This window comes from Neobacillus terrae (assembly GCF_011393025.1).
Lineage (GTDB): Bacteria > Bacillota > Bacilli > Bacillales > Cytobacillaceae > Neobacillus_A > Neobacillus_A terrae.
Window position 1 is genome coordinate 158811 of sequence record NZ_JAAOEO010000010.1, and the last position, 20231, is coordinate 179041.

The following is a 20231-nucleotide window of genomic DNA, read 5'->3' on the forward strand; positions in this document are numbered from 1 at the left end:
CTCCACCTTTTAGGGTATTATTTCAAATCAACTGAAAACGGATTTGTCCGAATCCCACTCCGGCGGAGATAGGAATCTACCTTAACATTGACTTGTAAATCGGCAAACCGATTATCCCAATCTTTACTAAGCTGTTTCCATAATTTAGGGTCGGTACGGTGAATAACATCACCAAAACCAAAAATATCACTGCGTTGTTTTTGAGCAGCTTTAATGGTACCAAGTACTTCCTTCTGAATTGACTTTTCCATTTTCCGTTCAATTTTTCCAATGACGTCCGGATCAGTCAATTTAATAGGCAAGTCTGCCTGGCTGACATTTCCTTCATTTTCAATAGATACAGTAATCACAGGCTTATCGTTTTTGACAATCGCTGTTACCTTGGTCTTGGATCTGAGGGTAATTAAATTAATAGCATTGTTTTTACCATTCCAATCTATATTGACATCTGTTCCTTTGACCTTATCCAGGACCCATACAGCCCCCCGGGCCTCTTTACCATCAATCCACCCTGTCAGTTTACCCTTTTTAAAAATAGCCAGGCCATCTGTTTTAATAATGACCTCAGGGATAGTCGAATCTATATTAGATTTATACTTTCCCTTATTCTTTTTCCCCACTAGGGTAAATCCATTGGCTATGGGATGTTTTCCTTTACTTACAAATCCACTGATAAAGTCATCAATTGTTATCTTAGTATTCTCTCCTAACATATTTTCGGTTACATCAAGAGATTTGGTGATATTATTGACAGGCAATTTATCCAGAATGGTAAGAGTCGACAACATTTCTTCTGCCGTTGTTCCCCGGGCGATAATTATCTGGGTAGTCGTCCTAAATACCGGATCCCGGTCGAGGGCATCCAATATATTAGAAATCCCCTCCTTTTTTGCCAGTTTCTCACTGATCACTACAACATTTGTATGAGCGTAGTAAAGCTGTCTGGAAACCTCCTTTGTCGCATTTCTGGAGGCATCCGTTAAATTAACTCCGGAACTTTTGTATACTGCAATGGGTAGGCCGCCACCACCTCCCATTTGCCCAGTAGTTACATTTCCTGGATTAACTATTTGAAATGTAAGTTTGTAACCATGGCCATTCTCTCCTCTGTCTACTCCTAGTGCCATCACAAAAGCTAAATCCGTTAGTTCCTTTTGGTTCCAGCAGCCCCCAAGAAACGGAACTGCAGATATGATCATTAAGAGAATTTTCCATGTCCGTTTCATTCCTGATCACCTTTTTTTGCCGAATCATTCTCACTTTTCTTTGGCGGCCCTGGTTTTTGGTTTGTTCCCGTTCTTACTATATTTCCTTTGCTTATCAAATGCGGACGCTCTGTAAACGTAAATATAGGAAAGCGGATTAAAGCATCCTGCTGATTATGGATATTAAAAGGCGCTAATGGTGACATATATGGTATCCCAAACGAACGCAGCGAACACAAATGGAGGAACATAAAAATAAGTCCCAGAGAAATACCATAAAAGCCCAAAAAAGTTGCAATTCCCATCAGCACAAAGCGCAGCAATCTTGCAGAAATTGCCATTGCGAAGGAAGGTGTTGAAAAATTGGCTATCGCTGTCATCGAAACAACAATGACCATAACAGGAGACACAAAACCGGCCTGAACGGCTGCCTGCCCGATTACAAGTGCCCCCACTATCGAAACAGCCTGGCCGACCGCCCTTGGCAGCCTTAATCCTGCTTCCCTTAAAATTTCAAAAACAACTTCCATGATCAAAGCTTCTACAAAAGCAGGAAAAGGTACATTTTCCCTTTGTGCAGCAATGGCAATCGCCATTGTCGTCGGAATCATTTCCTGATGGAAAGTGGTTGCCGCAACATATGTAGCAGGTCCGATTAAAGCTAAAAAAAAGGATAAAATTCTTAATAACCGAATTCCGGTTGAAATATCAAAGCGGAAATAATAATCATCCGGTGCCTGGAAAAACTGAATAAACAGAGCTGGGGCGGTAATAACAAACGGCGTCCCATCCACTATAATCGCAATCCTGCCTTCCACCAGCTGCGATGCCACTACATCTGGCCTTTCTGTATGGTAAGTAGTTGGAAAGGTAGTCCATGTTTGATCTTCAATTAATTGCTCAATATAACCTGATCCGCCAATGGCATCCATATCGATACGATTTAGTCTGGTCCTTATTTCCTCAACGATTTTCTCATTTGCTATCCCTTTGATATACATGATACCTATATCTGTTTGGGTTACCCTTCCAATTTTCATGGATTCAAGCCACAAATTGGGACTTTTTATCCGTCTTCTAATTAATGCTGTATTGGTTCGAATCGATTCTGTAAAGGCATCCTTTGGGCCGCGTATAGATAGTTGAGTGGTGGGTTCAGAAATTGCCCGTCTTTCTCCTCCTCTTGTACTGCCACTGATTGCTTTATTAAAACCATCTAAAAAAATAATTGTCTCTCCAGATAAGAGCAATTGATATGTTTTTCCCCAGTCCCTTACCACTTTGATATCTCCAAGGGCAACGGCTTTTTCAAGCAAAAATTTAAAGGGTTCATTTAAAACATCTTCTGTGTGGTTTTCATTAATAGATTCCAGCACAAAATCGCTAATTGCCTTACTATCAGCCAGTCCGTCAAAATATACGATTGCACCCTTATGAGTACCGAGCGTATATTCGCGAATAACAACATCTGTACTGTTGCCCAGCTCTTCTTTTATTCGGTTAATATTATCCTTATGATCCCGGAGGATTGGCAAATCTTCCGGTTTACCTGGATCTTGATCTTGACGGATATTATCATCCTGTCTCTTTTTTTGTTGTTTGGAAAACATTCTAGACAAAAATGACATTACTCCCGCCTCGCTTTTCGAAGATGATACACCTAACCAGTATTGGTTAGAGTAACCAATTCGATTTGTTTTATCCAATTTTTCAAAAATGGACTTAAGGTTGCCGGCATTAAGCGCGTGAAATGGGATAAGACGATGGGGAATAACAAAATGGAGAAATAGGAACAATAAGAGTAATTTCCTTCCTGAAGGTGAAACAGATGAAAATACTTTTAGTCACCTTTTTATTAGCAGGTACATTATTGCTGCTAATCATGTCTTTGGATCTCATTATGGGAGCGAGCTTGTTAGAAGTTTTTGCGAAAGCTGCTAATCCTTTTCGTTTAATGGAGCCTACCGAATATGCTGTGGTATTTTTGTTCATCATTAGTTTAGGTATCTATCTTTTAAAAACATATTTTTTTAAAAAGAAGGATGAGGACAATTCATCCAAGAGTTAGGAATGTGAAAGTGCGTACGAATAAACTTAATTCCCTGCCAAATCTATTACTGTTTTATGGGCACTTCATTTTGTCACCTCTGGCAATGGAGTGGGAGAATTTCTATTCATTTGAAAACCTGACATAGAAAAACCGGGATGATGGTGACTTTTTAATTAAGTCTCCATAATCCCGGTTATAGTTAAAATTTCACCCATCATTTCATTTATTATTTATTAAATTAGCACTCAAAACGGTGCCTTTTAAAGATTACACACGAGTGTTCTTCTAAATTATATCTTATTTTTTCAAATAAATTACTTACCAGTTTCCCTTCCCCTACAGTGGTATTTCATCATTAAATTCCACTTGAAAGACCTATTTAGAACCCATCCAACCACATCTATTCATCAGTGGAACAATGTATTCTATAATTGATCATTATTTCCTAGGCAAGCGCAAAAAAGAACAAATTATATTAAAAAAATTCGATTACTGTCGAAAAACTGCTGGTTTTAATGAATATTTTGAGTCAAAGTTTTCCCTAATCCTTTCCTGTAATTACTTATTTGTGTAACAAGGTTTTTTAACCCAGCGGGCATACTAATTCTGAATCTACTGAAAGGGTGATTTTTTATGTCAATGGAATGGTTTGACCGAGTGGTTGGGGAATTACAGGATCACCTCGAATCCATTTGTGAAAAGTACGATCAAGAAGGCCAAATGGCAGTTGAGAGAGGATCAAAGCATCCAAGAATCGAGTTTTTTGTCGATTTCGAGGATGGTGGAAGAGAATATTTTTATACATTATTTTTTGATCCGCAAAATGAAGAATTCTATACGGAAACCATTGATGATGAACTTGAACAGCCTGCCAGAGTCATTCTTTCAGATATAGATGATATTGTCGATGCAGTGCATGAAGGTTTCCATGATTATGTTGAGGATGAGGATCAATCGGATGTTGTTTATGCAGATGACGACGATGACACGCTTTATTTTGACACCTACGAAGATGGCGAAAGTGATGAATTGTACGATGACGAAGAACTCCTTCTGACTGAAATAGTTGATGAAGATGATATTCTTGAGGAAATTGATGTTGAGTGGGAAACTCCTGAAGTGACAGCATTCCTAAAAGAAGATGAAGTTGAAGTTACCTACCAGTTTGGCCTTGTTCCGGAAACAGGAGATGGTGTTCTCCGCCGAATAAATCGCTTGTGGACAGAGGATAATGAATTAATGAAAGACGAATCAAACTTTATCTTCACAAAAGAAGAAGCACCAACGATCATTGCTATGATAGCTAGCCATATGGACTCAATGCAGGGTTACGAAGAATAAGTCCATGTGAATGAAATCTATTTTGATGGATTTCAGAACCGTATCTACCAACAATTCAACTTCATAATAAGGGTTCCTCCGAAGGTCTAGTAGTGTTTTTCTTACTATATCTTACTGAGGAGCTCTTTTTTTCAACGTTGAAAAATAACCATCTATAGGAATGTTAACCTGCTTTTCCCCTTATTAGGTCACCCAAATCTTTCTGATGGACCGTTTTTTTAATGGTTTTAAAATAAAGCATTTATTGTTTACTTCGTTTGCTGATTGGAAATAAGCATAATAAATCTCAACCATTCTATAGGAGGAGTGATATTTATGGCAGGACAATCCAACAAGGTCAAACATAAAACCAAAACTGCGTTGAATAAAGTAAAGTCTAGTATTAAGGAAAAATTATTTAATATCGCAGACATTCAGTCAACAACAGTTCAAGAATTAGCTGATTTCATCCAACATCACCCAGAAACAAAAGTTACCAAGAAAGAAATGCTTGGAAATACTTATTCTTTCTATAATTTAGAAACACAAGGAAATAAGTATTATTTAGAAACCAATACATCCAAAATTTTGCAGTTAGATGTATCTTCTCAGGATAAAAACATGGTATCTTATCGTTCATATAGGGATTCTTATCAAATGCATACACCAATTAGAATACCATGACTAAAATCCCAGCCTCTTTAATAGAGGCTTACTTCTCTACCCTGCCCCGGTAGTTCCATAACAAAAAGAGTCTTTCTAGGGCTGACAAAAGTCCTGCAGTGAAACTAATGACGCACTATGGTAGGACTGTGATGTATGAGACCAAAAACAAATTCCCATGGTTACACTACCACCTTCTCCAAGTCAATTTGTAATTGCAATCCAAGTGAATCTCCCTATCTGCTAAGTATCTTTTCAATTATGTTATTCAGGAAAAAATTTTATTGGAATAGACTAGTGCACACCGAAATATCTTTTTATATCTTTGGTTCCTCTCTAACTGCTACTTACCATTTCTCTGAGTTGAATAAACGCTGTATTCTTTAAGAGACTGCACTCCACGTTTATGCCTTCAACCATCCTTTTTCATTGGAATCTTCAGGGGTTCCTTTTTTCATGATTAAAATTGTGGAACTTAGACGTCTGTTTCATTGTTGTTAAAAATCCACGCTTGTCCATTTCAAATAATTTATGTTTCTCATACATTGCTATTAACTGATAAGAAGGAGGTGGAATTCTTATGGATGAAAGAGTCAGAGAAAGGCTCAGAGCAATTCAAGAAGTTCTTCAAGAGCAACTTCTAACTCAGTTACAGACTCAACGTGTATTCCAATCGCAGAACCAGCGACAGGCGGAATTACAAGCACAACTGCAAGCACAATTGCAAGCACAGCTTCAAAGGCAAAATCAAGCACAGACACAAAATGACACGGATACTGTTACACTTACAAATGTCGGTAACCCAATTGTTGTTGTAAATTGCAATTGTGATAATGATAAAGACCGAAGAAAAAACAAAAGATATTAATTTTTTTCCGTTGCCAATCACCGAGCTCCTTACAATTTTAGGGAACACCCATCGGGTGTTTCCTCCTTTAATCTATTACTAAGTCGGTATCTACTACCATTTGAGATGAGGATTATTTTCCATAACTTAATAAGCAAAAAAAGAGCAACCAAAGCAACTCTTTTACCAAACGAAGCACCCGATGGTAACTAAGCACCTTCTCTACTATTAGATATATCCCAACCTATTAATATATTCATTAAATTAATTAAATACTCATACAATACTGTTCAATTAATTCCTTTTAATTAACAAAGGCTCGAGTTACTACATACATTATTTAAAAAAATGGAGTTGATCTTCTTGGCGAGATGGATTGACGTATCAACATCAAAACACCATTTAAGATTGTATGACGGAAACAGACTGATTAAATCCTATCCGATAGCTACTGGCAAAATATTAACTGGGACCCCGTATGGCACTTACACAATAATAAATAAGCAGCCAAATCCTCCAGGTCATGTTTTTGGAGTTTTATGGATGGGATTATCAAAACCTCATTATGGAATACATGGTACAAACAATCCATCATCAATAGGTAAAAGCGTTTCTCACGGTTGTATTAGAATGTTTAATCAGGATGTTTTAGAATTATCATCAAGAGTTTCAATTGGTACGAGGGTCATCATTCATAAATAACTCTTTTAATCTCACCTCTAAACTGCACAGTTTTGCGTCCCATGCAACAGCAGCCTTGTTTTTCTAAATGAACTACATGCCCTTAGTGAAAAAATAGAAAAACGCTATACTCCTTAGTGGAATAAGGTACTCACTATTAGTTCAATAACTTAATTTTTATTATTATCCACCTAACAATTACTCCACTTATATTATAAAACAGGAAAGAGTAAACTAATTTCCAATTATTTAGTTCGTAAAAATCTATCCAAATAAACAAAGGTTCCCCAATAAAAGACATGAACAGTGACAGGATAAAATAAAAGAGCAAAAATGACCTCCAACTATGTGTCCACTGATAAATTAGCATCATCTAACATGGAACAACCGTTATATCTGCTGGCACTAAAGGAGGAAACATCTGAAATAACTTAGTGGGATATCCCCACCAAATTAAATCTGTCCCAATATTGTCTAAAAGTATAGCTAAAATAGCAATCAAAGTGCCATAAAGTAATATTTCAGCAACTCTTTTTTTATCTACTAGCCTCCACCAAATTATCCAAGGCACAATGGTAAGCAATAAAAGTAACCACCATCTCCAGGTAAATAAATCGTTATGTAACCAATGTTCGTAAGAAATGTCTCTTAATTTTCCTCGTAATTGCTGTATATCTCGATAAGTTGGCAATAGCTTCGACATACATTCACCCCATAATAGTATGCGTAAACGGGGAAAATTTATTTGTTATTAATTAAACTAGCCTCCCTCAACGAAGAAAGAAAAATCTACCGTTTTCTCCTTTTACCAAGATTTCACTATATTACTCCAGCAAAATTTCCTTTCAATACTTGTTTCCCATTCTGATTTGTACAAAGGAAAGATGGCAATATAGACGATATTCTATTATTATCTTGCTTTTTATATTTCTCGATCGTTACTTTACATATTATTTTATCTCCTGAAAAAACTGGTCTCAAAAACTCAAAATTCATAATAGGAACCAGTTCATAGTTATCTCCATCAACTTTTGTGGGTAATGCAGCTGTCAACAACCCTTGTAGGACAAATCTCCCCTAATCATCAGATGTAGTATGGTGGTGAGTGCATTCATCACCTGAAACCTTAGTAAACAATTCAACATCATCTATTGTGAAAGTCCGTTCAAATGTAATAATAGCGCCTACTTTTAAAGACAACGTGATTTCCCCCTTTATCATTAAATGAAAACTGTACTCAATTTAAAAGTGACGAATATTCCATTGCTATTGTCCATAAGCAGATTCAATACCTTTTCTCCATTCTCCATTTTTTCTCCAACTAGATTACTAAGTCCTTTAAATGGCTCCTTTAAGTGTCTGCACATCAACGATTGCTCTATTCATTTATTGTTAAATCATGAGATCATTTTGTCCTTGCACTTATTGACCCTCATTTTCCTATAAATAATATTTAATTTTATAAATTCCCTCAAAAACCTTGTTCACTTTATTGACCAGTCAGTATTATTAATAAAAAAACCGACACAAAAATGATTTATTACATCTTCTTTTTGCATCTAAAAGAAAAAAAGAGTATGCCATAAGCACCTTCCATAATTAATAATTTAGTACAGCAAAAGGTACCTACTGTTCAAGAGAGTATTAAAGGAATATAACATTTCTTGACTTTCTGAAAACCGATTACTTGTTCAATGAAAGGGTAATATTATACAGAATAGCTTAAGAAACGGCTAAGGAGTGAGTGAGTGAATGGGAAACATAACACAGAATGACAACTCTGGCCAGCAGGCCGGTTCGACCAAAAAAACGGTTGGTCAGTATTTATTTGATTGTCTTAAACAGGATGGCATTACGGAAATTTTTGGCGTCCCAGGGGATTATAATTTTACACTGCTTGATACCCTGAATCAGATTAATGGCATCCAGTTTATCAATGGAAGGAACGAACTAAACTCGGGATATGCTGCGGATGGTTATGCAAGAGTCAAAGGAATATCTGCTCTGATTACTACCTTTGGAGTCGGAGAGCTTAGCGCTTGTAATGCGATAGCTGGTGCCAATAGCGAGCATGTGCCATTGATTCACATTGTGGGTGCCCCTCCCGATCAGGATCAAAAAAAACACAAGCTAATGCACCACACTCTCATGGACGGAAACTTCGATGTCTTCCGCAAAGTATATGAGCCGATTTCGGCTTACTCTGCAGTGCTGACCCCGGAAAACGCCATGATTGAAATCCCGGCAGCGATTCGCACAGCAAAGGAAAAGAGAAAGCCAGTTTACCTTTCAGTAGCCGATGATATCGTGTCCAAGCCCGTCATCTTCCGGGAAGCGCCAACACTGACAAGTCCAGCTTCCAACCAAAAAACGCTTGAGGCTGCAGCGGGTCATGTTCGTCAGCTTCTTCAAAAAGCCAGTAGGCCAGTGATCCTGGTCGATGTCAAGACAATTCGGTTTGGTCTTCAGCCTGCAGTTCATCGGCTAGCTGAAGCAATGAACGTACCTGTTGCAACAACTATGTATGGAAAAGGTTCTTTCGACGAAAACCATCTTAATTATATTGGAATGTACGGAGGCTCATTCGGAAGTTCCGAAGTTCAAAGCACGGTTGAAAATGCAGATTGTGTTATTGCCGTAGGCTTGGTATGGGCAGATACTAACACTGCATCATTTACAGCAAAATTGAACCCGCTAGTCACAATCGAGATTCAGCCGGATATGGTCAAGGTTGCAGAATCGGAATATCCAAATGTACATGCAGGAGACATGCTTCTTGCAGTGGAAAAAATCGGATACAGCGGGAAATCATCAGCTGAAAAAGTGTGCTTCCCTTACGATCAAATCACTGGCATGGCCGATGAACCACTAAAAGCAGCCGACTATTATCCCAGTTTTCAGAACATGTTGAAAGAAAACGATATTGTGATTGCCGAAACGGGGACGTTCTTCTATGGTTTTGCACAGGTTAGACTACCGCAAAATGTAACGTACATTACACAGGGAGGCTGGCAGTCCATCGGTTATGCCACACCATCGGCTTACGGTGCAAGCATCGCCGCACCCAGCCGAAGGGTATTGCTTTTTACAGGTGACGGCTCATTGCAGCTGACCGCCCAAGAGATAAGCTCAATGCTCTATTACGGCTGCAAGCCTATCATCTTCGTCCTGAATAACAATGGTTATACGATCGAGAAGTATTTAAATGTGAAAACCAAAACAGAGGATCAGCAATATAATCAAATCCCACGCTGGTCTTACACCAAGCTGGCCGAAGCCTTTGGGGGCAATGCGTTTACAAGGACAGTCCGAACCAATGGAGAGCTTGATCAGGCAATAACACAGGCTGAAAAGGAATGTGCAGAAAGACTTTGCCTTATTGAAATGATCGTTGAAGATCCAATGGATGCACCTGAATATATGCAAGAGATGCGCAGTTATATGCAGAAGCAGCAAAGTCAAAAATAATCAAGCAATAAAAAGGGGTAAAAATTGGATGAGGTCTTTCTGGGGCTTCCTTAATAGGTAGTTTAAGGAGAGTTGTAATGTCTCCTTTTTTAGAAATCTATTGTAAAACTCGCCCCAATAAGGCGGGTTTTTTTAGGGTTTTAGTTAGCTGCTACAAAAAAACCACCGCTTAGTAGAAGAAGGACAAATTATTTGTCTATTGAATATTTCTTTTAAATATTTAACATTTTCATCGAAAATTACAACCAAGTATGTTTTTAAGTACTATTGTAGTGCGATTGCTTATAACAATCGCACCCGGTAGTTCAACAACACATAAATCTGCTTGTTGAAATTCAATTGATTTTGCTTGATACATTTTGTCTTGATATTCATAAACAATAACAAGTTCCCCAATATAGGCAGCTGGAGTAACTTGTCCAGGGATTATAGCTATAAGTTGAGTTTCTTTTACTTCATAAACAATAATACTTCCAAAACCTATATCATCACCAAATTAAGGCTTGATTGTTTTGAGTGTTATATCAACTATATATACTTTGCCAAAAAATAGGACTTTCACAGGGGCCAAACTTCCGTTTTTCTTTTCCTTGTTACAGCATTCTCCTTTTTGATATTCTTCTTAAAAAACAATTTTCCTTGTTCAACTCCTCCCTCTGTTTATTTCGTTTTTCTCGCAAATACCCGGGAATATGTTCAGATCTTAGCTTCATGGAGGCATAGTGAAACCTAGGAGGTAAAATTTAAAAATAAGGCGTATCTTTCTTAAAATAAATGTATTTTGAAAATTTTAAGACATAAATTGCAACTTGACTGGACATGCTTGTTTACACAAAAAAAGGACGAAGATTAATCACCTTCATCCTACAAATCTATTTCACCACGAGGCTGTCCCCATTCATTCCTTACTAGAAAGCAAATGGACGGTTCTTTCTTTCCAACGAAAACTATTTCAAAGAAGCAAGGGAACCTTCTCCTTGCTTGTCTTCTCAATAAATCGTTCAAACTTCAGGGTGAGGCTGGGCAGGTAAATCAATTTAATTTTATACCCATAAATTTTATTTCCGTCATTTCTGAAATGGCGGAAGCAACCCCTTCCCGACCAATGCCGCTCAACTTGACACCGCCGTAAGGATAATTGTCCTGTCGAACTGTCGAGATTTCATTAATCCATACTCCACCTGTTTCTAATTCTTCAAAGAAACGAAAAGCCCTGTTGATATCCGATGTGAAGACACCTGCCTGCAGTCCGAAATCAGAATTGTTGGCAGCAGCAATAACCTCTTCCTCTGTTTCAAAAGGAATCACCGATACTAAGGGTGCAAAAACCTCCTGGCAAACCACCTTCATTGAAGGCTGAACATCAACCAACACTGTAGGTTCGAGAAGAGCCCCTTGTCGCTGCCCCCCAGCTAATACCTTAGCCCCTTGGCTCACAGCCTCCTGAATCCAGGATTCAGCACGAATAGCTGCATCTTCCGTAATCAGCGGGCCCACATCCGTTGTATCCATTGCCGGGTCTCCCGCTTTCAGGTTTTTCACTAACGGAACCAATTGATCTAAAAATTTGCCAAAGACTGACTCATGTACATAAATTCGTTGAACAGATATACAGGCTTGTCCTGCAAATGAAAATCCGCCTTTTACCATACCCGCAACCGCCGCATCCAAGTCAGCATCCGGAAACACAATATTTGGAGAATTGGACCCTAATTCAAGGGTTACTTTTCGGTTTCCGGCCATTTCTTTAATTTTATAGCCTACAGGGCCGCTTCCGGTAAAGGTGACTTTTTTTACATGACGGTGAGTAACTAATTTAGGTACGAGGTTGGCACCAAAACCGTTCACCACATTTACAGCTCCAGCAGGAAGTCCCGCTTCCTCCATTAATTGAACCAGTTTCATCGCCGACAAGGGCGTTTTTTCTGCTGGTTTCAAAACTACCGAACATCCGGCAGCAATAGCGGTAGCAAGTTTATGAAGCACAAGATTTAGTGGGAAGTTAAATGGGGTAATGGCTGCCACCACGCCCACTGGAATGCGTTTAGCAAAACCAATCCGCCCTTCTCCTCCAACCGCCGAATCCATTTTGATCAGTTCTCCGTCGTTTCGCTTTGCTTCTTCACTGGCAAAACGCAGAACTTGAACAGCTCTGCCTACTTCCCCATGTGCATCACGAATCGGTTTCCCAGCTTCCTGGCATAGGAGCTGGGAAAATTCCACTCCACAGCTTTCGAGTAAGTCTGCCGATTTCCGAAGAATGGTTGATCGCTGATGCGCAGGCATTCTCTTCATCGTTTGCTCAAAAACCTGTTGAGCCGTTTCAATGGCTAAAAATAAATCTTCCTCCGTAGCAAAATCCACGCTTCCTACTAATTCCCCGTTATAAGGATTGTGTACCTCATAAAGGTCCCGCCCGTTTCCCTTATATTCTTTCCCGTTGATTAGAGAACCAATGTTCATAATATTATCCTCCTAATGTTCCACCTTTTGAAGAAATTCTCGGGTTCGGTTATGTTTCGGGTTATGAAAAAATTCCTTCGGCGGTCCTTCCTCGACGATAACTCCCCCGTCCATAAAAATAATCCGATCCCCGACCTCTTCAGCGAAATTCATTTCATGCGTGACTAAAACCATCGTCATACCCTCTTTAGCTAATTCCCGAACGACATTTAGCACCTCTCCGATCAGTTCAGGATCCAGACCGGATGTGGCCTCGTCAAATAGCATAGCTTTCGGTTCCATAGCGAGAGCTCTAGCTATGGCGACGCGCTGCTGCTGCCCGCCCGATAATTGACTTGGATAATGATTCATCCGTTCTGCTAAGCCTACTTTACGCAAATATATTTCTGCTGTTTCACGAGCAGCTTCTTTTGATTTTTTTCTGATTTTGATTTGAGCTGCCATTACATTTTCGATTGCCGTCATAGTTGGGAATAAGTTAAACCTTTGAAACACCATTCCCACTTCCGTACGAAGGGCTGCAACATGTTTCTCATTAAATCTTTCGCCCGGTTTGATAAAATAATCACCATGTACTTTTACGGTTCCGTTGGTTGGGATTTCTAAACAGTTAAGGCAGCGCAGAAAGGTGGATTTTCCCGATCCAGATGGCCCGATGATGACCACCTTTTCTCCTTGTTTGATTTCCAAATCAATTCCTTTTAGGATTTCGTTTGAGCCAAAAGATTTTCGCAATTGGTTTACTTCTATGATTGCATTAGACATGACGGGCTAATCTCCTCTCCATCACACGAACGACTTGAGCCATGGGTAAACTTAAAACTAAATACGCTAAGGCTAAAAGCGTGTAGGATTCAATAGTTAAGAACGTTTGAGAGGCATACGCCTGGGTTCGAAGTAGTAGTTCATAAACTGTAATGAAAGCAAGGAGTGAGGTATCTTTCACCATCATGATAATGTAATTGCCAAAGGTCGGTAAAGCAATACGACCAGCTTGTGGAATAACGATGGACCACATCGCCTGTTGTTTGGTATAACCTAGTGCTAGAGCCGCTTCCATTTGACCGCGGTCTACTGAAATAATAGAGGATCGAATAACTTCAGATAAATAAGCGCCATAATTGATTCCTAAGGCAACGCTACCTGCTGTAAAGGCATCAAAATTTATTTGGTAATCTGGAATCCAAAATTGAACCACTAGAGAGAGGAGCAATGGAACAACATAATACATATACACAAGTTGGACAACCAAAGGGGTTCCCCGAATTATTTCAAGAAATACAACCAATAACCAATCCAGCCATTTGATTTTTGAAATACGCCCCAGGGCAATCAGCGTTCCAATTATTAATGCCAGAGCGAAACCGAACATGGTAGCTCCGAGCACGGTCCCCATCGCTTTTAACAATTCTGGATACAGGTCTTTAAAGGCTGTAGCAAAATCCAAATTTTTTAAGATGTTCATATGTAACCCCCTTAGAGAAGTACGAGCGCTGTTTAAACTGTCCGGACGCTAGAGCTGGACATTTAATAAAGATAGGAGAGCTTAAGATACAAGCTCTCCTTGAAACTATTTACTTTCCAGCAGGCACGAAATTATCTTCGTTTAATCCATACTTTTTCAAAACTTCAAGGACAAATCCTTCTTCCTTCAACTTATCCAATTCCCGATTCACGGCTTCCAAAAGATCATTATCTGACTTACGGACAGCTGCTCCAATGTTCCCAGCTGCTTCGGCTTTATACGGAGAAACCAATTTTAAATTCAAGGATTTATCATTGGTGATACTATACCCTGCCACAGCACTATCAGTGATACAAGCATCAACTTTTTTCGTATTTACAGCTAGAAGAAGCTCGGATTGAGAATTAAACACCTTAACGTCTTTAATTTTTCCTTCTTTTTGAAGCTTTTGTGCAAATTCAAGGAATGCTGTTCCTTTTTGTCCCCCAACAATTTTATCTTTTAAATCATCCAACCCTTTGATAGTAGAAGCTTTTAGGACAACTAATGCTTCTCCTTCTGTGTACCAGATGTTAGTAAAGTTCGCAATTTTTTGACGCTCAGGCTTGATATACATTCCATCTGTTACCATATCAACTCGGTTGTTATTTAATTCGAGCAATAAGTTTTCGAACTTAACTTCTTTCATTTCTACTTTCGAAATACCTAAACGTTTAGCAATTTCTGTAATAATTTCAGCATCAATACCAGCAAACTTCTTTGTATCCTTATCGATGTAGGCAAAAGGAACATCGTTAGATGAAGCGACTACAAGCACCCCTTTATCTTTAATTTTTTCTAATGCACTAACAGAAGATTTGCCGTTCCCTTTTGAGTTCTCAGCATTTCCGTTCGTAGTCTTTCCACTGCTGCACCCAGCTAAAAGAACGAGAGAAAGAACAGTAAGAATGAACATTTTTGTAAATTTTTTCACCTTATTTCCCCCTTGAAAAATTTTTTATTGGATATCCAGATTTCCGCTCCATCTGATATTGGCTGATCGCAGATGACCGATTAGTCCTTCTTGGCTTGATTGCCGGACACAATGGGGAGCGAGCACATCTACGCCTTCTGGTTTGATTAGCTGATAGGTGACCACTTTTAGAAATGTTCCAACCCACACCCCGCCTGTATATTTTGCAGCGGCACTAGTAGGAAGTATATGATTGGTTCCACACACTTTGTCGGCATAGACAACCGAGGAAAGGTCTCCTAAAAATAGTGATCCATAATTGAGAAAACGGTCCTTAATGTCATAGGCATTTATGGTTTGAACATGAAGATGTTCCGGTGCCCACTCATTCACAATCGAAATGGCCTCTTCTAAAGTATCAGCCAGGAATACTTGTCCCTTTCTTTCCCACGAAACGCGGGCCACTTCTGCAGTCGGCAAAGTTTTAAGCTGTTCATCTATTTCACGAAGAACAGCCACTCCTAAATCCCGGTCGGTGGTAACTAAGGCAACCCGGGCATTAACATCATGTTCCGCTTGGGCGAGTAAATCAGAAGCGACATAAACCGGATTAGCAAATTGGTCAGCAACAACCATCACTTCACTAGGACCGGCTAACAAATCAATTCCAACATGACCATGAACTTGGCGCTTGGCTTCTGTTACAAACATGTTCCCTGGTCCTGTAATTTTGTTAACAGGTGTTATCGATTCCGTCCCGTAAGCGAGAGCGGCAATCGCTTGAGCTCCTCCAACACGGTAGATTTCATCCGCTCCAGACAAGTGCGCCGCTACCAAAACCGCTGGGTGGACTTCACCTGTTTTGGTTGGCGGTGTACATACTTTCACGTTTGAAACACCTGCCACTTTGGCGGGAATGATAGCCATCTGTGCAGAAGATAACAACGGATATCGTCCTCCAGGAACATAAGCTCCCACCGTTTCAATAGGAATGACCCGTTGCCCTAAAAAGACCCCTGGAATCATTTCTTGCTCAAATTCTGTTAGTGAACGGCGCTGGGCTTCGGCAAAGGCCTGAATCCGTTCCACCGAAAATTGGAGGTCCTCAATCAGCGTTTGCGGCAATTGGGATTGTGCCTTTCGGATGTCCTCGTCTTGAACACAAAGGTCTTCGATATCCACCCCATCAAACTGCCGCAAATAGGCTTTAAGGGCAGCATCCCCTTCTTGACGGACGCGTTGAATAATGGCAGATACAGCGTTTGCAACAATCACTTTTTCACCATTGTTCTGCTTCTCCTGTTTTAACATTTCCATGGACGAGTCTCCTTTTTACGCGTTTATCGTTTGAATCAACACTTCTTGAATGGCTGATTTCAACACATCCAAACCCTCAGCCAGCTGTTCATCGGTCACCACTAATGGAACTAACACGCGAATACAATTACTGAAAAGTCCAGCGCTTAGAAGGATGAGCCCTTTTTGCTGTGCAACCGAAATAATCTGTGCGACAGATTCCTTATCTGGCTCTTTTGTTAACGGGTCTTTTACCAATTCAATAGCAATCATGGAACCTAAGCCACGAACATCCCCAATTTGAGGAAATTGATCTTTCATACTAGTAAACCGTTCGATTAACACCTCACCGATTTTTTGGGATCTCTCTACTAATTTGTCATTCTCAATAATCTTGATTACTTCGAGAGCAGCCACACATCCAAGCGGGCTTCCACCATACGTACCCCCAATTTCCCCAGAGGCTGGAGCATCTATAATTTCGGAACGTCCGACAACTGCAGAAATCGGAAGACCCGCTCCTAAAGATTTGGATAAGGTCATCAAATCAGGCACAACCCCGAATTGCTCGATTGCGAACATCGTACCGGTACGAGCAAAACCGGTCTGAATTTCATCGGCAATAAAGAGAATTCCGTATTTTTCACATATTTTCTTGAGCCCTTGCATGAAGGTTCTGGAAGGAACGATAAATCCCCCCTCCCCTTGAACAGGTTCGATAATCACGGCAGCAATTTCATCAGATGGTGCTTCCGATAAGAAGAAGGTTTCTAATTGCTGCAATAACTCTTGATCAAGCTGCTCCTCTGTCATTCCTTCAGGTCTACGGAAATAATAGGGATAACCGGCACGGAATGTCTCAGGGGCAAACGGTCCAAATTGATATTTATATGGTTTAACTTTACTAGTTAAGGACATCGCCAAGAGCGTCCGGCCATGGAAGCCGCGTTCAAATGAAATAACCCCTTTTCGTCCTGTATACTTTCTGGCCATTTTAATAGCATTTTCAACCGCCTCAGCTCCACTATTAGCAAAGAACGCCTTCTTCGCATGATCCCCTGGAGTAATTCGAACTAGCTCTTCAGCCAAGGAAATATAAGGTTCATACATCATGACGTTAAAACAAGTATGGATATACTGATCAAGCTGCTTTTTTAATGCCTGGACGACACGTGCTGGACTGTGGCCAACATTTAATGTTCCAATAGCACCAGCAAAGTCAATAAATGTATTCCCATCAACATCTGTTAAAAGAGCTCCTTCACCCTTTTCCGCAAAAGACAAAACCGTATTAGACGGCCCGCGTGCAACCACTTGTCCTTTTCTTTTTAACAGCTCTTGTGCCTTTGGACCTGGCACGACTGTTTTCATGTTAATGGATGGCATATTGTATCCCCCTCTACGTGTACAATCATTGTATACAATCAACCCTAGTAAAAAATTACTTGGGAGTGTACCGAGTAATAATTTGATCAATCGATAATGAGTGATTTAATTTTTTTGTGAAGTCAATGTCTTTTACAATGGATGGGATGTGTTCATTGGCAAGTTGTTTTGCGCGGGTTGCATCTCGTTGATAGATGGCATCATACAAGTCACGATGCTCATGATTGGAATCTGTAGTATTGGATTCTGAAACGTCATAGAAGGTGAGAATGATATGCGTTAAGGAGAGAATCTCCTGCAAATATTGTATGAGGTAGGGATTCTTACAAGCCTCAATCACTGCGAAATGAAATGAATGAATGGCCTGAAGAGCTAGGTGAGGTTGATTTTGCTTATAATATTGTTCCTCTTTATCTAAGAAAAAGTTCATACTTTCTAGATCAGATGAACTTGCATTAAGTGCTGCCAGATAAGTAGCTTCTGGTTCCAACATCTGTCGTACAAAAAAGATTTGCTCCGCTTCTTCAGGGGTTGGGCAATAAACAAAAGCTCCCCGGTTGGGAATAATTCGAACCAAAGATTCATACTTCAGTCGGGAAAGCACCGCCCGAATCGGGGTTCGACTCACACCAAACCCTTCTGCAAGAGATGACTCCACTAATTGTGTTCCCGGCGGAAGCTCTGCATTGAAAATGGCGTTTCGTAAGATTTGATAAATCTGATGTTCCCCCATTTTTGAATGTGACAAACAAGCCCTCCCTTCATTTACTCTATAATGGAAGTGTAAGTGCATTTTTCCGAAACGTCAATATATTTTTAATATTTAAATAATTATGATTATTTTTTCATTCAATAAAAGGCATGGCACTCCTAAGGGAATCCCCTGCCAGATATTAATTACTGTAATCCTATTAAGAAAATGTTCGAATCTCTCTTTTTGCTTCTCAAAATAACAAGGTGATCCAGACTCCATCCCTCTAAAATCCTGGGCACGTGCCACATGCATGAATTTAGCAATATCTACCCTATAATTACGGTTTGAGAAGCAATTTCAGCAATATGCTTATTTTGGTTAAAGTTCATTTTATAGCCTCCTTGTATATATGAGTATTGTCCTTTTCTCTCTAGTATTTCAGTATTATCCAAATCTACCAGGAGGTCATTTTTTTTGTTCAATCTCCTTTTTCATTCACTGCAAATACAGTTACCCCCTCACAATAAAAAGCCGTCCGTTTTTTTGCCACCCGGACCATTCGATATACTATATCAGAATTACTGTAGATAACTAATTCACAACTTTTAAAAAATTAGGCCCCTAAGTAAGATATGAATGCAGAACCACTCTTACTAAAACCCTAAGCCTACAATTGAAAATGATGAAGATGGTTTTGCTAGATTACTACAATCGATTAAACAATTAAAAACCCTAGAAGGATTTACTTTTACTTTAATAGGCATAGAACCTATAGGACTTTACTGGATTAACCTATCAAAATGCTATACGATCAAGATATATATTGAAGCAGTAACTGTTAACAACCCTCCTAAAAAGAATTAGGAAAAACATTGATAAAAGCTTATCGAAATTTGAACAATTATATCTTTTAAGTCTTTTTTTAGGAAGATTAAAACCACAAATTTACAAGGGACTTTGCTTATAATATACGTAGTTATTTAATAGTTTGGTCTGGAAAACTAAACTCGTTACTTAATAGCATCCTTTTTTAAACCCTTTGCTTCTTAAAAATTCTTTTGATGTTCAAAAAAAGGTTCTTTCCTTCAAATATGTTATTAGATAAACTGAACATCTTTACCTTTTCAGTAACTTCTTTTCCGCATACTACAAAGGCAGTGATCTTTTTCTCTTTGTTTCTCTCAGGTTCGCTCTTATTGTTGTTCTTTTTTAATAACGCAATAAGTTTTTCCCTTATATTTGAATCAGTATTATTTATATTTTGTGGCTTTTAAAAAACTGTTGAAGATCATCATTAGAAAAAAATGGTGTCTGGTTTCTGGTTTTGCAGATTGATTTTTTTATTTAGAAATTTCTACATCATAAACGATTAACTCCTACGATTTAATTTTTCTAAGTTCAGGATTGGCAAATGTCAGGAATACTTTCTTTTATTATTTCGAATAAAATATATGACTTTTAAGAAATCTTCTAGTCTTTATCTGCTAGCAGAGTAATAGTTTATTACTATGAATTTGATAGCATTTCACTACTTAATTGGTAGCAATTTGTAAGCTGTTTGATAGAATAGCTATTAGAGGCATTGTAACCATAGAAGATAAGATCAATTTAAAAATGGCATGCTTAATATCCCATCAGACAATAAGAAAAACAGAGAAATGCGGCCATATAGGAACTGCAGGAAAATCTGAATCAATATAAGTGCTTTCCTCACAATCAAACCCTAAAGCAGTGTAAAAAC

At 39.1% G+C, this 20231-nt stretch carries 16 protein-coding genes and 2 pseudogenes; 6 read left to right on the forward strand and 12 right to left on the reverse strand.

Going from position 1 to position 20231, the window contains the following annotated elements; all coding sequences use genetic code 11:
* Positions 1-17: 17 nt before the first annotated feature.
* A complete protein-coding gene (locus G8761_RS15865; RefSeq protein WP_166028360.1) occupies positions 18-1226 on the reverse strand; it encodes a Ger(x)C family spore germination protein in 1209 nt (402 codons plus the stop codon).
* Positions 1223-2833 carry a spore germination protein gene (locus G8761_RS15870; protein ID WP_166028427.1) on the reverse strand — a complete coding sequence of 537 codons (1611 nt, stop codon included), beginning with the start codon at positions 2831-2833 and terminating at the stop codon, positions 1223-1225. Before G8761_RS15870 ends, G8761_RS15865 begins: the two co-directional genes overlap by 4 nt.
* A 200-nt stretch (positions 2834-3033) precedes the next feature.
* On the opposite strand from G8761_RS15870, the gene G8761_RS15875 reads away from it, so the two are divergent.
* From G8761_RS15875 to G8761_RS15895, 5 genes are all read left to right on the forward strand, one after another.
* The gene (locus tag G8761_RS15875) at positions 3034-3273 is read left to right on the forward strand and encodes a YczF family membrane protein (protein WP_166028362.1); all 240 of its coding nucleotides are present in this window, start codon (positions 3034-3036) and stop codon (positions 3271-3273) included.
* Between the two features lie 615 nt (positions 3274-3888).
* Positions 3889-4596: a hypothetical protein gene (locus G8761_RS15880; protein WP_166028364.1), complete on the forward strand. Its 708-nt coding sequence runs from the start codon at positions 3889-3891 to the stop codon at positions 4594-4596.
* A gap of 315 nt (positions 4597-4911) precedes the next feature.
* On the forward strand, positions 4912-5259 hold the full coding sequence (locus tag G8761_RS15885; RefSeq protein WP_166028366.1) for a hypothetical protein: 348 nt from the start codon (positions 4912-4914) through the stop codon (positions 5257-5259).
* 559 nt (positions 5260-5818) lie between these two features.
* Positions 5819-6106: a hypothetical protein gene (locus G8761_RS15890; RefSeq protein WP_166028368.1), complete on the forward strand. Its 288-nt coding sequence runs from the start codon at positions 5819-5821 to the stop codon at positions 6104-6106.
* A gap of 342 nt (positions 6107-6448) precedes the next feature.
* Positions 6449-6787: a L,D-transpeptidase gene (locus G8761_RS15895; protein ID WP_166028370.1), complete on the forward strand. Its 339-nt coding sequence runs from the start codon at positions 6449-6451 to the stop codon at positions 6785-6787.
* Between the two features lie 352 nt (positions 6788-7139).
* On the opposite strand, the gene G8761_RS15900 is transcribed toward G8761_RS15895, so the two are convergent.
* Together G8761_RS15900 and G8761_RS15905 are read right to left on the reverse strand one after the other, a co-directional pair.
* Positions 7140-7469, reverse strand: coding sequence for a hypothetical protein (locus G8761_RS15900; RefSeq protein WP_166028372.1), 330 nt, complete (start codon positions 7467-7469; stop codon positions 7140-7142).
* A gap of 116 nt (positions 7470-7585) precedes the next feature.
* Positions 7586-7966, reverse strand: a pseudogene (locus G8761_RS15905) (hotdog family protein).
* A gap of 552 nt (positions 7967-8518) precedes the next feature.
* On the opposite strand from G8761_RS15905, the gene G8761_RS15910 reads away from it, so the two are divergent.
* Positions 8519-10234: an alpha-keto acid decarboxylase family protein gene (locus G8761_RS15910; protein WP_166028374.1), complete on the forward strand. Its 1716-nt coding sequence runs from the start codon at positions 8519-8521 to the stop codon at positions 10232-10234.
* A 1032-nt stretch (positions 10235-11266) separates the two neighbouring features.
* On the opposite strand, the gene G8761_RS15915 is transcribed toward G8761_RS15910, so the two are convergent.
* The 8 genes and pseudogenes from G8761_RS15915 to G8761_RS28270 all read right to left on the reverse strand — a co-directional run.
* Positions 11267-12697 carry an aldehyde dehydrogenase family protein gene (locus G8761_RS15915; protein ID WP_207789234.1) on the reverse strand — a complete coding sequence of 477 codons (1431 nt, stop codon included), beginning with the start codon at positions 12695-12697 and terminating at the stop codon, positions 11267-11269.
* A gap of 12 nt (positions 12698-12709) precedes the next feature.
* Positions 12710-13450 (reverse strand): amino acid ABC transporter ATP-binding protein, encoded by a 741-nt coding sequence (locus G8761_RS15920; RefSeq protein WP_338000976.1) that lies wholly within the window; start codon positions 13448-13450, stop codon positions 12710-12712.
* A gap of 4 nt (positions 13451-13454) precedes the next feature.
* Positions 13455-14162 carry an amino acid ABC transporter permease gene (locus G8761_RS15925; RefSeq protein ID WP_166028378.1) on the reverse strand — a complete coding sequence of 236 codons (708 nt, stop codon included), beginning with the start codon at positions 14160-14162 and terminating at the stop codon, positions 13455-13457.
* A 109-nt stretch (positions 14163-14271) separates the two neighbouring features.
* A complete protein-coding gene (locus G8761_RS15930) occupies positions 14272-15135 on the reverse strand; it encodes an ABC transporter substrate-binding protein (protein ID WP_338000971.1) in 864 nt (287 codons plus the stop codon).
* 24 nt (positions 15136-15159) lie between these two features.
* Entirely contained in the window at positions 15160-16431 is a 1272-nt protein-coding gene (gene hisD, locus G8761_RS15935; RefSeq protein WP_166028380.1) for a histidinol dehydrogenase, read from the reverse strand.
* Positions 16432-16446: 15 nt separating this feature from the next.
* Positions 16447-17796 carry a 4-aminobutyrate--2-oxoglutarate transaminase gene (gabT, locus tag G8761_RS15940; protein ID WP_166028382.1) on the reverse strand — a complete coding sequence of 450 codons (1350 nt, stop codon included), beginning with the start codon at positions 17794-17796 and terminating at the stop codon, positions 16447-16449.
* Between the two features lie 55 nt (positions 17797-17851).
* Positions 17852-18544 carry a GntR family transcriptional regulator gene (locus G8761_RS15945; protein WP_243450048.1) on the reverse strand — a complete coding sequence of 231 codons (693 nt, stop codon included), beginning with the start codon at positions 18542-18544 and terminating at the stop codon, positions 17852-17854.
* Positions 18545-18697: 153 nt separating this feature from the next.
* Positions 18698-18879, reverse strand: a pseudogene (locus G8761_RS28270) (IS110 family transposase); the annotation flags it as partial.
* Between the last annotated feature and the right edge of the window lie 1352 nt (positions 18880-20231).

What these genes read in the sequence shown, in the direction of transcription:
- G8761_RS15865 (WP_166028360.1), bottom strand. Translation starts at nt 1,226, where the DNA reads ATGAAACGGACATGGAAAATTCTCTTAATGATCATATCTGCAGTTCCG.
- G8761_RS15870 (WP_166028427.1), bottom strand. Translation starts at nt 2,833, where the DNA reads ATGTCATTTTTGTCTAGAATGTTTTCCAAACAACAAAAAAAGAGACAG.
- G8761_RS15875 (WP_166028362.1), top strand. Translation starts at nt 3,034, where the DNA reads ATGAAAATACTTTTAGTCACCTTTTTATTAGCAGGTACATTATTGCTG.
- G8761_RS15880 (WP_166028364.1), top strand. Translation starts at nt 3,889, where the DNA reads ATGTCAATGGAATGGTTTGACCGAGTGGTTGGGGAATTACAGGATCAC.
- G8761_RS15885 (WP_166028366.1), top strand. Translation starts at nt 4,912, where the DNA reads ATGGCAGGACAATCCAACAAGGTCAAACATAAAACCAAAACTGCGTTG.
- G8761_RS15890 (WP_166028368.1), top strand. Translation starts at nt 5,819, where the DNA reads ATGGATGAAAGAGTCAGAGAAAGGCTCAGAGCAATTCAAGAAGTTCTT.
- G8761_RS15900 (WP_166028372.1), bottom strand. Translation starts at nt 7,469, where the DNA reads ATGTCGAAGCTATTGCCAACTTATCGAGATATACAGCAATTACGAGGA.
- G8761_RS15910 (WP_166028374.1), top strand. Translation starts at nt 8,519, where the DNA reads ATGGGAAACATAACACAGAATGACAACTCTGGCCAGCAGGCCGGTTCG.
- G8761_RS15915 (WP_207789234.1), bottom strand. Translation starts at nt 12,697, where the DNA reads ATGAACATTGGTTCTCTAATCAACGGGAAAGAATATAAGGGAAACGGG.
- G8761_RS15925 (WP_166028378.1), bottom strand. Translation starts at nt 14,162, where the DNA reads ATGAACATCTTAAAAAATTTGGATTTTGCTACAGCCTTTAAAGACCTG.
- hisD (WP_166028380.1), bottom strand. Translation starts at nt 16,431, where the DNA reads ATGGAAATGTTAAAACAGGAGAAGCAGAACAATGGTGAAAAAGTGATT.
- gabT (WP_166028382.1), bottom strand. Translation starts at nt 17,796, where the DNA reads ATGCCATCCATTAACATGAAAACAGTCGTGCCAGGTCCAAAGGCACAA.